Raw genomic sequence first — 16,113 nt, 5'->3', positions numbered from 1 at the left:
CAATTAACCTCTGGCCTTGACAAAGAAGCCTTCTAGTCCATAAGGATTCTGAGATGAGCAATAACTACGAAACTCTTTACATTCTCCGTCCCGATTTAGGGGAAGAAGTCGTTCAGCAACAAGTGGAACGTTATCGAACTCTGATTAGCGAACACAGCGCCACAGACATTCAAGTTAAGGTGTGGGGTAAAAAACGTCTGGCCTATCCCATCAAAAAACTCAATGATGGTGTCTATGTGCAGATGAATTATCAGGCCAGCGGCAAACAAGTCGCCCCCATGGAACGGGCCATGCGTTTAAGTGATGAGGTTATTCGTTATTTAACCCTAAAACTCGATCGCGTGATGCCCCCCCCTGCCGATTTATCTCCCTTAACGGAAATTCCCCCCTCTCCTATCACCGAAGCGGTGGTGGAAGAGGACGGCATCTCCGCTGAAGATTAATTATAGTCACAACTGTGTCGGGTCAATGCCCAATTCGCGTAATCGGGCAAAAGCGCGATCGCGTTCTTGTTGTGCTTGGTCGCGTTCTTGTTGTGCTTGGTTGCGGTCTTGTTGTGCTTGGTCGCGTTCTTGTTGTGCTTGGTTGCGTTCCTCAAAGAGGGTTTCAGGGTCTTTAAATCGTTCCCCATTGGGATAAAAGACCTCTAAACCCTCTTCAAACATCTCAAACCGAATTCCTAGGATTGGGGAAGTCCAAGGAAAATTCAAGGCCGTTACTGGGAAAAAATCCTCTTGCTGATTGGCCCGCACCAATCCCCAGAAATCATGGGAGTCTGGGTCATAGAAAAACATTTCTAATACCCCATGCTCCCGATAGAAAGACTGCTTTTTGAGCATTTCCCTAGCACTATTGTTAGGGGAGAGGATTTCAAACACTACCTGGGGAGCAATATTGTCTTCTTCCCATTGTTTATAGCTGCCGCGCTCACCCGGTGGACGGCCGAAAACTACCATGGCATCGGGAGCTTGACGGGGAGCGGGTGGTACAGTTACCTGCTGGGGATACCAGAGCAAATCTCCGGCGACAAAGACGGTTTGCTCTTTAAATAAATACCTGAGATTGGCAACCAAGCGAACAATCCAGCGATATTGAACTGTGTTGTCGGCCATAGGTTTACCGTCGGAATCAGGATAGAAAAGTTGGGGTTCGATGGGTGCTTGAACCATGCTTTATCTCTTGCGATCGCATTTTGGCCTAGCTTTATTGTATCATCGCAAATCCTGGGTTTAAAACCCCATCCTTTGAGGACGACTTTGCCTTAGACCTCTGGCAAAAGTTGTATAATACTAAATCCTTTGAGTATAGGCTACATATCAGGACAGGCACTCATGCAAAAGGCAAAAGTTAAAGGGGGGAATAAATAATCAGTTTTTAATTTCTCCCTTTTTGTTATTCTTGCTTTATTAATATAAGGAAAGGTTACTATTGAGTAAATACTTTAGTTTGGCTATAAAAATTGCAAAATATGAAATGTAAAAATTCTTGACGACGGTGGAAAATTTTGCCATATTTTTCGCTAATAAAGATTCATATCCTGGGTTTGCTGGAGAAGGAAGCACTGTCTATTCCCTGTTCCTGAAAATGCCCAGACTTGTCTGTTCTCATTGGCGACGTGCCAAAAAAGGAAAGAGCAGCGAGTGTCAAAATCGCTACAATATATGGATAAAATCCTAATTGCGAGGAAAGCCTATCGATACCATCTTCGGCAATACCCAGGGACTAAAAGCTAGTCAGATGAAACAGCTACAAAGGCTGTACCATGAACGCTTGCCTATTGATACCCTCACCACCCCAGAATTCGCCCAAAGACTGGCGGCTATTAGTACCGATATCCATCAACCCCTCTGCACCTATATCAACCGTCGCGGCCAGGTAATTCGAGTGGGAGTGGGAACCCCCCGACAAACGCAATTTTCTCTCTTGGAACTACCCCGCTACGGTTCCGAACGTCTTTGCGGAATTCGTTGCATCGCCACGGAACTCAAGCAAGAACCGCCAAAAGAATCCAGTCTAACCGCCATGGCTTTGCAAAGATTAGACGCACTGGTGATCTTAACCCTAACTGGCACAGGCATGATCCGTCGCGGTGGTGGGGCGACCGGTTATGTGGAGCAAGTCTATCTGGCGCATCTCATACCACAAAGTCAAACAAATGTCAATAGTAATATATACTGGTCTGTCTCCCCGCCCTTAAATCTAGAGGATTTAAGCAAACAGGACTTTTTAGAGTTAGTGGAAGGACTAGAGGCGGAGTTTCAGCGAGAATTTACCGCTATAACCGTTGATACAGCCGAAGATCGGGTGCTATTGGTTGGTTTAATGACCGACAATATGAGCGATCGCCAGTTTGAGGACGGTTTAAGCGAATTAGAACGTTTAGTTGATACCGCCGGGGGTAAAGTTTTGCAAGTCACCCGACAAAAACGGGATCATCCCCATCCTCAAACTGTGATCGGTTCGGGAAAAGTGGCAGAAATCGCCCTACAGGTGCAAACTTCGGGGGCTAATTTAGTTGTATTCAATCGCGACCTTTCTCCCGCCCAAATTCGCAATCTAGAGAACCAAATCGGGGTGAGAGTGGTCGATCGCACCGAGGTGATCTTGGATATTTTCGCCCAACGGGCCCAATCCCAAGCGGGTAAACTACAGGTAGAATTAGCCCAATTAGAATACACTTTACCCCGTCTGACCGGGCGCGGATTAGCCATGTCGAGATTAGGGGGAGGAATTGGCACTCGCGGACCGGGGGAGACAAAATTAGAAACAGAACGCCGAACTATTCAACGTCGTTTATCCCGTCTCCAGGATGAGGTGGATCAACTGCAAGCTCATCGTTCCCGTTTACGCAAACAACGGCAAAAACAAGATGTAGCCAGTGTGGCGATCGTCGGTTACACCAATGCGGGAAAATCTACTTTAATTAATGCGCTCACCGCTGCCGAAGTTTATACCGCCGATCAACTGTTTGCTACCCTCGATCCCACCACCCGACGCTTAACTATTACCGATTCCCTCACCCAAGTCTCTCACACCCTGTTACTAACCGATACGGTGGGTTTTATCCATGAATTACCCCCCGCGCTGGTGGATGCTTTTCGGGCAACTTTAGAGGAAGTAACGGAAGCAGAAGCATTACTCCATCTGGTGGATCTGTCCCATCCAGCTTGGGAAAGTCAGATTGCCTCGGTGTTAAAAATCCTCTCGGAGATGCCGATTCAAACCGGTCCGATGTTAATGGTGTTTAATAAGTTGGATCAGGTAAAAAGCGAGGATTTGGAAATAGCTAAGGAAAAATATCCCCAAGCTGTTTTTATCTCGGCTATTCGTCGGCTAGGATTGGAAACTTTAAAACAAAAGTTAATCGATTTAACCGCTTAATTATTGATCCTAAATCCGTTAAGTATAGGCTACTTGTGAGGAGAGGCAAGAGGCAAAAGGAGGAATAAATAATCAGTTTTTAATAACCGGATTTAGTATGAGGTGTGGAACCTGATGCGATCGCCAATAAAAATGCCAGGTTTTTGAAGAGGGCGAATGCAATTCGCCCCTACGATCATATTATCGCGCCAATGGTAGGGGCGCACCGTGGTCTCGCGCTTAGAAATTAATTGAATGGAAACACATAAATAGTTGATTTATGTTCAGGATTTAGGGGGCAAAACTCAGTTTTCATCTCAAAGTTGCTGGCGAAATAACCGGAAACCCTTATTTTCTCGTTGGGGACTGTCCTTGAAAATTGAACATAAAATACTAGAATTATGTTCAAAAATCATCCTTCCAGGGGGTTGTCATCTGCTGGGAGAGCGATTAATCTAGGAACAGATGAGTGAGGTAAACCCAATCTCAAGCCAACTACTTTTTTCTTAATTAGGAGTATAATTCCAATGTCCCAACTTCAAATTACTGATTTGGTTCTTGTCAATTCAGAATACGATCAAGTTCAAGATATTACAGAATACGATTACCGAAATATCATGGGCGGCCTAAAAATCACAGTAAGGGAGTACGACGAGGACGGGAGGGTGACAAAGGAAACTGTAATTGAACTATAAAAGGCACTATTCGTTCATGAAACACTATAGGAAAGATGCCATGTAATCTTTCCTATCAAAGTAATTTCAGTTCCAAGCTGATTGGGAGCATCTTTCAATTTGACAACGCCAAATTATCGGCTGCATCTCCTATTTGTGACTTTCCCTCACATATATGTGAGCAGCAGCAGTTATTCAAAGAGGGCGAATGCAATTCTCCCCTACAATCATATTATCGCGCCAATGGTAGGGGCGCACCGTGGTCAGTGAGTTGATCGAACTGCGTGCGCCCAAAATGTCATCTAGATATTTGTCCAAAATTGAGATGCACCCCAATTGTCCCCTCTTAATAAGGGGGGAAATCTGACAATTTTTAACACCTACCTACTTAATTCATAATTCATAATTCATAATTCCCACTGATAACTCAGGAACTATGCAAACAATCTTTCAGCGCATAGGCTACCTGTTGTTGTTCCTCAAAGCTTAAATCGGGGAACATAGGTAAAGATAACACTTTTTCACTGGCCAATTCAGCCACGGGTAAATCACCTTTTTTATAGCCTAAATACTGATAAACCGGCTGTAAATGTAGGGGAATCGGATAATAAACCATGGATAGGACATCTTTTTCCTGCAAAGCTGCCCGAATTTGGTCACGATTTTCCGTTAGGATTGTGTACTGATTCCAAACGTGCTTACCTCTGGCTAAAGCGGTAGGTAAAGTGATATTAGGCAAAGGTTGCAGTAATTCCCGATAACGTTGGGCAATCTCGATCCGTTGATTATTCCAAAAATCGAGATATTTTAGCTTAATTTGCAAAATAACCGCTTGAATGGCATCTAAGCGGCTATTCACCCCAATTACCTCATGAAAATAACGCACCTTGCTCCCATGTTCTTTAACCATGCGAATTTGTGCCGCTAACTCGGGGTTATTGGTGGTAATTGCGCCACCATCGCCACAACCGCCTAAATTTTTGGTGGGAAAGAAGCTAAAACAGCCAATATCGCCGATACTCCCCACTTTCTGCCCATGCCATTCTGCTCCCGTTGCCTGCGCGCAATCCTCGATTACAAATAAATTATGGGAACGAGCGAAATTTACTACCTCAGACATATTGACAGATTGCCCAAAAAGGTGTACTGGGATAATCGCTTTAGTCTGGGGAGTAAGCGCTTTTTCCAACAGTGCCACATCGAGGTTAAAAGTATTAATATCGATATCGACAAAAACCGGCACTGCCCCGACTAAATTAATCGCTTCGGCGGTGGCAATAAACGAAAAAGTGGAAGTAATTACTTCATCCCCCGCTTGAATACCGAGGGAGCGCAGTGCCAGATAAAGGGCATCGGTTCCCGAATTACAGGCAACACAATCGCTAACACCATGATAGAGGGCAAATTGTCGTTCTAATTCGCTCACAGCTTCACCGCCAATATAGCGCCCAGAACGGAGGATTTCTAAAACGGCATGGTTAGCTTCTTCGCTGATGACTTGGTATTGACGGGATAAATCGACGGGGGGAATTGTACTCACGCGCTTTCACTCAAAATTAGAGACTAATCGGGATTTGTTGGGGAAAAGAAGGAATAATTAGTCAAAAATAATTATAAACTTGCTATTTATAGATTAAGTATTGTTGTAATTTGTTTCTTTTATTTTTATGGATGGATTAGTAGAACTAAATCTGGTGGACTTGGGTTGGGCTTTGGGGATGATGGGTATTTGTTTAATCCTCTCCCGTTGGTCAAATTTAGCTCTAGAGGGCCAATTATTATTGGCGACCGGTCGATCGATCCTGCAATTATTAGTGGTAGGCTACGTTATCGCCTTTATTTTTTCCCTGGATAATCCTCTAGCCGTGCTGGGGATTTTGGCAGTAATGATGACTATCGCGACTATTGTTGCTAAAAATCGCATTGATAGCCGAGATAAAGGCTTATTACCCCTAGTTTTTGGCTCTTTATTGATTAGTAGCTGTCTAACTTTAGGTTATGCGATTGCTTTAATTATTCAACCAGAACAATGGTACTCACCCCAATACTTGATTCCCTTGACGGGGATGGTGTTAGGCAATGCCATGAATAGTGCCTCTTTAGCCGGGGAAAGATTAAGCAGTGCCATTAAAAGTCACCGTTTGGAAATCGAAACCCATCTTTGTTTAGGGGCAACCCCTCAACAAGCGATCGCATCTTACCAAAAAGCAGCGATTCGAGCTAGTTTAATACCCACCCTCAATCAGATGATGGTGGTGGGTTTAGTCAGTTTACCCGGAATGTTCACCGGACAGGTATTGGCAGGAAGTGAACCTTTAAACGCCGCTTCCTACCAGATACTGATCCTCTTTATGATTGCCCTAGCTAACCTAATCACCGCTCAATTGGTGACAGAGGGAATCTATCGGCGCTTTTTCGGTGAGAATTTATCACTTATCAGTTAACAGTTATCAGTTAGTCAGTTATCACTAACCACTCCTGACTCCTAATTAACGCCCACTGTTCACCGATTACAGTTGACTGATCACTGATTTAGCCTTTCCACTTGCTGGCAACGACTTCAGCGAGATCAACCACCCGTTGGGAGTAACCCCATTCGTTATCGTACCAAGCGATAACTTTCACCATATCGCCACCCATCACCATGGTGAGACTAGCATCAATGATCGAGGAGGCATCAACACCGCGATAATCAGAGGAAACGAGGGGTAAATCATTATATTCGAGAATTCCTTTTAAAGAATTTTCCGAAGCTTCTTTGAGGACTTCGTTTACCTGTTCCGCGATCGTGCTTTTTTCCACTTGCGCCACTAAATCCACCACAGAAACGTTAGGAGTGGGTACACGCAGAGCGATACCGTTAAGTTTCCCTTTCATGTCCGGGATAACTAAGGCTACAGCTTTAGCGGCACCGGTGGAGGTGGGAACGATGTTAACGGCGGCGGCGCGAGCGCGACGCAGATCCCGGTGACTAGCATCCAGAATCCGTTGATCACCAGTGTAACTGTGGGTGGTGGTCATCGTCCCTTTGATGATGCCGAAGTTTTCGTGAATCACTTTGACAACAGGAGCAAGACAGTTGGTGGTACAACTGGCATTGCTAATGACATTGTATTTATCGTGTTCGTATTCGTGAGCGTTGACACCAACGACATAGGTTCCCACTCCCGAACCTTTACCCGGTGCGGTAATGAGGACTTTTTTAGCTCCTGCGACAATATGCTTAGAAGCGCCCTCTTCATCAACGAAAACACCGGTAGCTTCGATCACTAAATCTACACCCCATTCTGCCCAGGGCAGATTGAGGGGATTGCGATCGGAATAACATTTAATGGTTTTACCGTTAACAATTAAAGAATTATCATCGGCATCGATATTAGCGTTAAGTTTGCCTAACATCGAGTCATACTTGAGCAGGTGAGCGTTACTCCGGGGATCGGATGTATCATTGATCCCCACTACCTCCAAGCCACTATTAGTCCGTCCTAACCAACATCTTAGGAAATTACGTCCAATCCGTCCGAAACCATTGATCGCTACTCTAATCACTGCTGCTTGCCCTCTACGTTCTAGTGCAATACATAAAAAAATAATTAATGTTCCCAATCATACCTTAAAGGTTGAACTTTACGATCCTGATCGAAAATAATTTATTACCTCAGCAATCCTATCGGGTTTAAATGAGAAAATTTAATTGATTAAAGCGATTTAAAGCCAAAATTAGCCTAAATAATCCCTAAAAGATTCTCATAACCCCATTCCCTCCTTAGCTGTCCGCCTTTTCGGTAATCAGATGTGAGTTTTCAGTTTACTGATTACTGATCACTTAAAGGTCCCCGCTCCTCTTATCCTCAAAAAAAACTCGTTTACTTTTCCGTAAACGAGTTCACTTTCCATGATACGATTAATAGTCCTTTGAGTTATTTGGCAACTGCTACCGGTGCTTTGACGGGCTGAGGCTGGGGCTGCAGATCGCGCAAGCTTGGGAAAAGGAAGTGGTTTTCCTCCACATATTGCGCTCCAAACAGTCCTTTTTCAGCCCAGAAATAGCGATCAGTTGTATGCTCGTTACGCTTAACAACCAATAAAGCTGGTGGGCTAATGCCTATAGCTTGAATATACTTACGCGCCGCAGTTACGGGTTTATCTTCGCCACTTTCAATACTATACTGGGGTACAAGTTCAAGTATCTTACGTCCTTCTTGACGACGGCGACTCTTACGTTTCCGTTTTCTGGCCAACCCAATTACCTCCTGTTTTGGCTAATCGTTGTAATGATAGTTACAAAAGCCGTAGCGATTATATCCCTTCTAGATCGAGAAATCAAGTGTCCCTTAGAAAGCCAATTACGGACAAGTTTGACCGGAAGCTAGACTGGGACTATGTTTAAGTTTTTCTGACAAAAACACAGCCCCAAATCCCGATACAAAACTTATTATTTTTAAACTTTTTTTAATATATACCGTGATCCACCCCGAAAACAGTGACCAAACCCTTATCCTAATTGCTTTTTACTGGCTGCACCCGACCCAAGGAGAGAGTCATTCTCTCCCCTGTCAACTGGGAAATAAAACTCGTAACCCTAGCTTTATCAAGGTTTTCTGATTTTTTACTTTTTACTTTCTTAGTATGCCCTTCTCCTCCCCCTCCCGGACTCCCCTGAGTGATGATTTTATTGCCCTGTGTCAGACACAGATGGAACTTTTGCGAGAGCAAATGGAAACGGACAGAAGTGCGGTTTATTTAACTGAACCTTTATCGAGTAATTTAATCCCAGTCGTTGTTTATCCGCCTTTTAATCCCCCTTCTCCCCAAAAAAAGCGGCTTTCCTTACAACCGGGGCAACCGGCGGCTGACTTGTTAACTGCGGTTAAGTTAGAAGATTTATCCCACCTCTGGAGTAATCAGGAGACCGTCAGCGGTCATCGCTTGTTTTTACCCTTAATGTATGAAGAGGGCATGATCGGATTATTGGTGACAACCAGAGAAAAACGACCTTGGCAAAGTTGGGAATTAACCCAGATGGCAAAAATCACCCAAACCCTCGCTTTAGCCTGTGTACTTGATCGCCAATTGGGAGAAGAACGTTATTATCGACAATGGCAACGTCAGCGCCTCGATACTTTTCTTCATCAAATCCGCAATCCCCTTACCGCTTTAAAAACCTTTGGTAAACTTCTACTCAAAAGGCTTTTAGCCGAAGAAGGTAACGATCCTGCCATTACCGGTATATTGAGGGAAAGCGATCGAGTTCGGGACTTAATTGCCGAATTTGAGGCACAAATTCAGCAAGAAAGCGAAAATTACCCCACCGTCGATATTCCTCTCCTGCAAGCGCAATCTTCCCCCACCACCTTTCTCTTGCCTGCTGGCAGCAGCCAACTAACTCCGATCGATCTCCATGATATTCTCGATCCGCTGCTCCTTTCGGCCCAGGCTGTAGCCAAAGAGAGAAATCTCAGTCTAGAAACGATTCACGGGGAAGACATACCACTTATTCGGGCCAATATCCCCGGTTTGCGGGAAGTATTCAGCAATTTAATTGATAATGCTCTCAAATATACTCCTGCTGGCGGAAAAGTCACCGTCGAGGTAAAAAATGTTAAGAATAGTGTAGAAATTGTTTTTAAAGACACAGGTTATGGTATAGCGAGGAGTGATCAAGAAAGAATTTTTCAACGTCACTACCGGGGAGTGCAAGCAGGGGGAGATATACCTGGTACGGGATTGGGTTTAGCGATCGCCAAAGAATTAATTACCAGCATGGGGGGGACGATTGAATTTATCAGTCCTAATCCCGATCCAACAAGTTCCCCTTACCCCGGCACGGTTTTTCGGGTTAGTATGCCAGTTATAGCCGATGATCACCTCAGTGAAGAAAGCTGATCTGGCCGTAAAATCTGCCTATTTTCTTGATCGGGAGATTATGGGGGCGATCGGTTAAAATATATAGAAAATATCAGTGTCACTGGTAACTTGGCTGAGAACCCAAGAATTGACTAATTATGCCGACGATCGAACAATTGGAACCCGCTAATAAGGCTGATGTGTTAGTATATATGCCCTACTATGCCAAGGACAAACATAGTATCTTGCCCTATGCGATCGCTTTGTATCAAGGAGGATCTTTAGAAGGTCGTCGTCACATAGAAAATAGCGAAGGGATTCCCTTTGTGGCCTCTTGGTATGTATCAAAATTGCCCTCGGAATTGACCCGTTGTCGTTTACAATTTGAAGGACAGGCCGACCTAAGCTATGAAATGACGATTCTTAACGCCGAGTTGATCGAGTATCTCATCGGTGCAATTAAAACCTTTAAGCAGCTAGGTTCGGCCGACTTTTCGCAGGGATTTTATCGGAAACTGCTGCAATTTGAATGATAAAAGTCGGGATTTTACGGGTTAAAAGGAGCAAATCGTGGCCAAATCAGCCAAATCTATACTTATCTCTTCCCTGGAACCCCTCAGTGGTAAATCGGGAACTGTCGTCGGGTTAGCGCATCTCTTGCGACAAAAAGGACTAGAGATAAGTTACGGCAAACCAGTGGGCAATTGTCCGGGATACGTCGATGGGCAATTGGTCGATGAGGATGTAGAATTTATTCGGCAATTATTAGAATTATCCCCGGAGCAGCTGCGTTTACCCCTGATCTACACTGATGCGGATTCCGTTGCTAAACGTTTACAAGGTGTAGATCAACAGGACTACGGCAATATTCTTGCTGGTTATCTCGATCGAGTTAACAGTGATATTATCCTCCTCGAAGGGCCGGGGACTCTCTGGGAAGGCAGTATTTTTCAGTTATCGATGGGGGAGATGGCCAAAATTCTCCAGACTCCAATCCTATTGGTGGCCCGCTATAGTTCTCCCCTAATTGCCGAGAGTCTGCTGAAAGCAAGAGAGGAATTAAATAATCAGCTGCTGGGGGTAGTGATTAGTGATATCCCGGCCGATGATTGGGAGGAAGTACAATCTCTCCTGAAACCCTATTTGTCCCGCCAAGGGGTGGAAGTTTTAGGACTGTTACCTGCTAGTAAATTATTGCGTAGTATTAGTGTTCGGGAAATTGTCCATCTTTTGGGGGCCAAAGTATTATGTCGTCCCGATCGTTTAGATTGGATGGTAGAAAGTTTAGCGATCGGGGCGATGAATGTCAACGCCGCTTTAGAATATTTTCGCAAGGGGGAAAATATGGCCGTGATTACGGGCGGCGATCGCACAGACCTCCAGTTAGCTGCCCTAGAAACTTCTACCACCTGTTTGATCTTAACTGGTTCTATCTCTCCGGATCCCCTAATTTTGGGACGGGCCGAGGATTTAGAAGTACCGATTCTCTCGGTAAATTTAGATACTCTCAGTACCGTGGAAATCGTCGATCAGGCCTTCGGGAAAATTCGCTTACAGGAACAGGTAAAAGTCGCTTGTATTCGAGAATTAATGGGGGAACATTTCCAAATCGATCGCCTGTTAGAAAAGTTAACAATAGGGGCGTAATTTCTCCCCTGCTGCCCAGAATTTCATGGGAAATCACTTCATGAGTCTATCATCCTCCCCTGTGTCCCCTCCGGTCAAAGAAAATGACTGGAGCTTATTATTAAGATTACTTCCCTACGCAAAAAAGCAAAAAGCCCTGCTATTTTGTTCATTAATACTTCTTTTTCCCCTATCTCTGACGGGGGCGATCCAACCCTTAATTATCGGTCAAGCGGTTTCCCTTTTGCAAAAGGAACAAACCTGGGGTTTTTTGGCTCAAATGCCCTTAACAGCAGCCATTAATACCTTAATTATTATCCTGTCGGTTTCGATTATTTTACGACTGATTTTAGGGACAACACAAGGTTATCTAGTGCAGAAAGTCGGTCAGTCAATTACTGCTAATGTCCGGGAAGATTTATTTAGTCATGTTACTTCCCTTTCCTCTAGTTTTTTTGATCGCTCTCCCGTGGGACGTTTAGTCACTCGTTTAACCAGCGATGTGGAAGCATTAGGAGAAGTTTTTGCTAGTGGGGCGATCGGAGTTGTCAGTGATCTGGTCAATATTTTAGTTATTATCCTCACCATGTTTACCCTGCAATGGCAATTAGCTCTATTGTTGGTGTTGATGTTATTTCCTGTCACTGCTTTAATTATCTTTTTTCAAAAACAATATCGCAGGGCTAACTATCAAGTACGCGAGGAATTATCAAAACTTAATGCCCAATTACAGGAAAATGTAGTCGGAGTTAATATTGTTCAATTATTTCGCCGCGAACGTTTTAACGCTGAAATGTTTCGCGCTACCAATACTCACTATCGTCAATCCCTAGATAAAACAATTTTTTATGATTCGGCCGTCTCAGCTACGTTGGAATGGATCGGATTAATTGCCGTGGCAGGAGTATTATGGTTAGGGGGTATTTTTATTCTCCAAAAAACCATTGATTTTGGGATTTTATCGGCTTTTATTTTATTCTCCCAACGTCTCTTTAATCCCCTGCGTCAGTTTGCTGAAAAATTTACCATGTTTCAATCGGGTTTTACTGCTATTGAACGCATTGGGGAATTAATGAGTATTCCCATTGAAATTACTGATTCTAACAATTATAAAGAGATTTCTTTCCCAGCAAAACTTAAAACTGGCGAGATTATTTTTGAAAATGTTTGGTTTGGTTATAAACCTGATGAATATATTATTAAAGGTCTTAATTTTACCATTAATCCCGGTGAAAAAGTCGCTTTAGTCGGTCCCACTGGTGCGGGAAAAAGTTCGATTATTCGTCTTCTCTGTCGTCTTTATGAACCAAGTAAGGGCAGAATTCTAGTGGATGGTATCGATATCCGTTATCTTCCCCAAGCGGAATTAAGACGTTATATCGGTGTGATTCTCCAAGAAACTTTTCTCTTTGCTGGAGATGTTACTCGCAATATTACTTTAGGAGAAAATTATGATTTTGAGCAGGTGAAGGCAGCGGCTAAATTAACTAATATCGATCACTTTATCGAGGAGTTACCCGATGGTTATCATACTCTTTTACGCGAACGGGGCGCAAATTTGTCGGGAGGACAAAAACAATTACTCGCTTTTGCGAGAGTCGCTATTCGTAACCCAGAAATTTTAGTTTTAGATGAAGCTACTGCTAGTTTAGACGTGGGAACGGAAGTATTAATTCAAGAAGCTTTAGAACAGATTTTAGTCGATCGTACTGCTATTATTATCGCCCATCGTCTCTCTACTATTCGCAATGTCGATCGAATTCTTGTCCTGAAACGCGGGGAATTAGTCGAATCGGGAACCCATGAAGATTTATTAACTAAAGACGGCCTCTACGCTAGTTTATCGAAAATTTGGGTTTAAAAGCCCGAAGTTCCAGCATTTGTCTTAAATTTTCCCATTCTTTTGCAAATAATCGACTAATGCCCATAATCCTAAGCGATAACTTTCGGCCCCAAAACCGCTAATCTGTCCGATAGCTATATCGGCAATGTAGGAATGATGACGAAAAGACTCGCGTTTGTAAATATTGCTTAAGTGTACTTCCACACAGGCAATTTTTGTGCCTAAGAGTGCGTCGCGGATGGCGATACTGGTATGAGTATAAGCTGCTGCATTAATCAAAATACCGTCATGCTGACCCCATGCTTGCTGAATCCAGTCCACTAATTGCCCTTCCTGATTGGACTGGTGCGCGGTTAAATTCACACCTAAACGGGTAGCTTCTTCGCTTAAAAACTGGTTAATCGCTTCTAAATTGATGTTACCGTAGAGATTCGGCTCTCTTTTCCCCAATAGGTTTAAATTCGGTCCGTGTAAAACCAGAATGCTTAGTTTATTCACCACTGTCTTCCCTATCATCACCAGAATTAATCTTATCTCGATCAGGGATTATTGCCTATCAACAACATTTTTGCCGATTTAGTATCATTGGACTTGCTCCAGGACTATCGCTATATTTGATCGGTGCAGCGGGATGGCAAGGAAGCAGCGATCGCCGATAAATTGCTAGGGGGGGAATCCTTAATCATGCACCCCCTGTGGGACAATATATCGAGTTTGCCCTTGGCTAAAACCATTAATTGATGACCTTGCCCATACAAGTTTTACCCCAAGACGTAATCGATTTAATTGCCGCAGGAGAGGTAATCGACTCTTTAGGCGCTGTGGTGCGGGAATTAGTCGAAAATGCCATTGATGCGGGGGCAGATAGGATTACCATCGATATATCTCCCCAAAATTGGCGAATACAAGTATCGGATAACGGTAGGGGAATGTCTAGAGAAGATTTGCAACTGTGTAGCTATGCCCACAGTACCAGCAAAATCCGCCAACGGGACGATCTTTGGCAGATTACCAGTCTCGGATTCCGTGGTGAAGCTTTGCACAGTATCGCACAGGTGGCGCGTCTGCGGGTTGCCAGTCGTCATGACGATGATTTAGGTTGTTATTGTCTTTACAATCACCAGGGCGAGCCGGATAATTTAGAAACGATTCCTATAGCTATCGGCACTATCGTCACGGTAGAAAATCTCTTTGCTAACTTTCCTGTGCGTCGTCAAGCTTTACCGTCAATTAACAAACAATTAAAGGATATACAGATTTTAATTCATAATTTTGCTCTCTGTCATCCCCAAATTACTTGGCAGGTTTTCCAAGATCATCAAGATTGGTTACGCATTAGTCCGGGTAAGGATGCCAGTCAAATATTACCGCAATTAGTTAAATCTCTGCATTTTAACGATTTAGCAGCCCTAAAACTTGACTTAACGACTCCTGACGCAGAATTGGCTCAAATTGAATTAGTCATTGGGTTGCCCGATCGCATTTCTCGCCATCAACCGGATTGGGTTAAAATTGCTGTTAATGGGCGAATGGTGCGCTCATCGGAGTTAGAACAGGCAATATTTCAAGCTTTCGCTCGCACAGTCCCTAAAGATCGCTATCCCGTTTGTTTTCTCCATTTACATCTTAACCCTCGTTCGATCGATTGGAATCGTCACCCAGCTAAAGCGGAAATATACCTGCATAACCTCGTTTTTTGGCAAGAACAGATAATTTCAGCCATAGACAAGGCGTTAGGACTAAATCCCGAACATATGCCCGAAAAAGCGCAAAATCAGCGCGTCAGTCAAATTCTCAAGGCTGCCGAAGAAAAAAGCACCTATACAATAGGGGAGAAATCCAGGAAAAATCGGCTGGAATTAAAGGCATTAGCTCAAATTCACCAAACTTATATAGTTGCCGAACATCCTAACGGATTATGGTTAGTGGAACAACATATTGCCCATGAGCGGGTTTTGTACGAACGTTTAGAGGATAACTGGGAAATCGTGCCGTTAGATACTCCGATCATCTTAAATCAGTTAACTACTCGACAAATCGAACAATTACAACGTTTAGGATTAGAAATTGCTAGTTTTGGCGATCGCTCTTGGGCAATTCGTAGTATTCCTGTTCTCCTAAAAGAACGGGAGGATCGGGCTGATGCTTTACTAGAATTAAGTTTAGGGGGGGATTTACAAACTGCTCAGGTGGCCACCGCTTGCCGTAGTGCGATCCGTAACGGTACAGCTTTAAGTTTAGAAGAAATGCAGAATTTACTCGATGATTGGCAAAATACTCGTAATCCCCGCACTTGTCCCCACGGAAGACCGATTTACTTATCCTTAGAAGAAACTTCGCTCGCTCGCTTCTTCCGTCGTCATTGGGTAATCGGCAAAAGTCACGGCATTTAATCAGTTATCAGGATTCAGGATTCAGGAGTCAGGATTCAGGAGATTATTTTTATTTATTCTCCTCTCCCCTCTCTGACAGGTGTAGGTATTTTACAACTAAATTGATTTTCGGCTTCTTCACATAAGGAAAAGAAACCCAAAGATCAAACCAGCACCGAAAGATTTAATAACTATCACTTCGCCGATTATAAAGAAACAGTAATTGACTTACTAGAACTCTTGCAAATTAAGGCTCTTCGGGACTTGGTATGGTTCGATATGGGGGCATAAATCGACTAAATCCTTATCTGGCAAGAGATTTAATTGATTAGTTCGCTCTAGATCGCAAACAATTGACAAAAATCGCGGTAATGTCTGTCTCTATAAGGGT

14 protein-coding genes are annotated in these 16,113 nt (G+C 43.7%); 9 read left to right on the top strand and 5 right to left on the bottom strand.

Annotated features, from left to right (window positions below):
- Positions 1 to 53: 53 nt before the first annotated feature.
- Positions 54 to 443: a 30S ribosomal protein S6 gene (gene rpsF, locus O9323_RS05980; RefSeq protein WP_149107763.1), complete on the top strand. Its 390-nt coding sequence runs from the start codon at positions 54 to 56 to the stop codon at positions 441 to 443.
- Positions 444 to 449: 6 nt separating this feature from the next.
- On the opposite strand, the gene O9323_RS05975 is transcribed toward rpsF, so the two are convergent.
- Positions 450 to 1,169, bottom strand: coding sequence for a Uma2 family endonuclease (locus tag O9323_RS05975; protein ID WP_002752731.1), 720 nt, complete (start codon positions 1,167 to 1,169; stop codon positions 450 to 452).
- Between the two features lie 508 nt (positions 1,170 to 1,677).
- Between O9323_RS05975 and hflX the strand changes: the two genes are divergently transcribed.
- Positions 1,678 to 3,381: a GTPase HflX gene (gene hflX / locus O9323_RS05970; RefSeq protein WP_149107765.1), complete on the top strand. Its 1,704-nt coding sequence runs from the start codon at positions 1,678 to 1,680 to the stop codon at positions 3,379 to 3,381.
- 506 nt (positions 3,382 to 3,887) lie between these two features.
- The gene (locus tag O9323_RS05965) at positions 3,888 to 4,055 is read left to right on the top strand and encodes a hypothetical protein (RefSeq protein ID WP_288124821.1); all 168 of its coding nucleotides are present in this window, start codon (positions 3,888 to 3,890) and stop codon (positions 4,053 to 4,055) included.
- Positions 4,056 to 4,461: 406 nt separating this feature from the next.
- Here the strand turns inward: O9323_RS05965 and O9323_RS05960 are convergent, their stop codons facing one another.
- Entirely contained in the window at positions 4,462 to 5,574 is a 1,113-nt protein-coding gene (locus O9323_RS05960; RefSeq protein WP_002752735.1) for a DegT/DnrJ/EryC1/StrS family aminotransferase, read from the bottom strand.
- A 127-nt stretch (positions 5,575 to 5,701) separates the two neighbouring features.
- Here O9323_RS05960 and O9323_RS05955 point away from each other — a divergent pair, with 127 nt between their 5' ends.
- Entirely contained in the window at positions 5,702 to 6,478 is a 777-nt protein-coding gene (locus O9323_RS05955; RefSeq protein WP_002734326.1) for an ABC transporter permease, read from the top strand.
- An 88-nt stretch (positions 6,479 to 6,566) separates the two neighbouring features.
- Here the strand turns inward: O9323_RS05955 and O9323_RS05950 are convergent, their stop codons facing one another.
- Positions 6,567 to 7,583, bottom strand: coding sequence for a type I glyceraldehyde-3-phosphate dehydrogenase (locus O9323_RS05950; protein ID WP_002731954.1), 1,017 nt, complete (start codon positions 7,581 to 7,583; stop codon positions 6,567 to 6,569).
- A gap of 371 nt (positions 7,584 to 7,954) precedes the next feature.
- A complete protein-coding gene (locus tag O9323_RS05945; protein ID WP_002732265.1) occupies positions 7,955 to 8,275 on the bottom strand; it encodes a DUF3155 domain-containing protein in 321 nt (106 codons plus the stop codon).
- 388 nt (positions 8,276 to 8,663) lie between these two features.
- Here O9323_RS05945 and O9323_RS05940 point away from each other — a divergent pair, with 388 nt between their 5' ends.
- The 4 genes from O9323_RS05940 (at position 8,664) to O9323_RS05925 (ending at position 13,368) form a co-directional block, all read left to right on the top strand.
- Positions 8,664 to 9,920, top strand: a complete 1,257-nt coding sequence (locus O9323_RS05940) for a GAF domain-containing sensor histidine kinase (RefSeq protein WP_002773209.1) — start codon at positions 8,664 to 8,666, stop codon at positions 9,918 to 9,920.
- 119 nt (positions 9,921 to 10,039) lie between these two features.
- On the top strand, positions 10,040 to 10,414 hold the full coding sequence (ebsA, locus tag O9323_RS05935; RefSeq protein ID WP_103111116.1) for a type IV pilus biogenesis protein EbsA: 375 nt from the start codon (positions 10,040 to 10,042) through the stop codon (positions 10,412 to 10,414).
- Positions 10,415 to 10,451: 37 nt separating this feature from the next.
- Complete coding sequence (locus tag O9323_RS05930; protein ID WP_002752744.1) at positions 10,452 to 11,528, top strand: phosphotransacetylase family protein; 1,077 nt, start codon at positions 10,452 to 10,454, stop codon at positions 11,526 to 11,528.
- A 40-nt stretch (positions 11,529 to 11,568) separates the two neighbouring features.
- On the top strand, positions 11,569 to 13,368 hold the full coding sequence (locus O9323_RS05925; protein WP_024969314.1) for an ABC transporter ATP-binding protein: 1,800 nt from the start codon (positions 11,569 to 11,571) through the stop codon (positions 13,366 to 13,368).
- 24 nt (positions 13,369 to 13,392) lie between these two features.
- Here O9323_RS05925 and aroQ read toward each other — a convergent pair whose 3' ends face one another.
- Positions 13,393 to 13,848, bottom strand: coding sequence for a type II 3-dehydroquinate dehydratase (aroQ, locus tag O9323_RS05920; RefSeq protein WP_002745954.1), 456 nt, complete (start codon positions 13,846 to 13,848; stop codon positions 13,393 to 13,395).
- A gap of 242 nt (positions 13,849 to 14,090) precedes the next feature.
- Between aroQ and mutL the strand changes: the two genes are divergently transcribed.
- On the top strand, positions 14,091 to 15,743 hold the full coding sequence (gene mutL, locus O9323_RS05915) for a DNA mismatch repair endonuclease MutL (protein ID WP_288124820.1): 1,653 nt from the start codon (positions 14,091 to 14,093) through the stop codon (positions 15,741 to 15,743).
- Positions 15,744 to 16,113 lie beyond the last annotated feature (370 nt).

The sequence above is a fragment of the Microcystis sp. LE19-131.1A genome (assembly GCF_027532015.1).
Lineage (GTDB): Bacteria > Cyanobacteriota > Cyanobacteriia > Cyanobacteriales > Microcystaceae > Microcystis > Microcystis ichthyoblabe_A.
The sequence above is the reverse complement of the archived record's forward strand: the minus strand, read 5'-3'. Positions and strand labels throughout refer to the sequence as shown.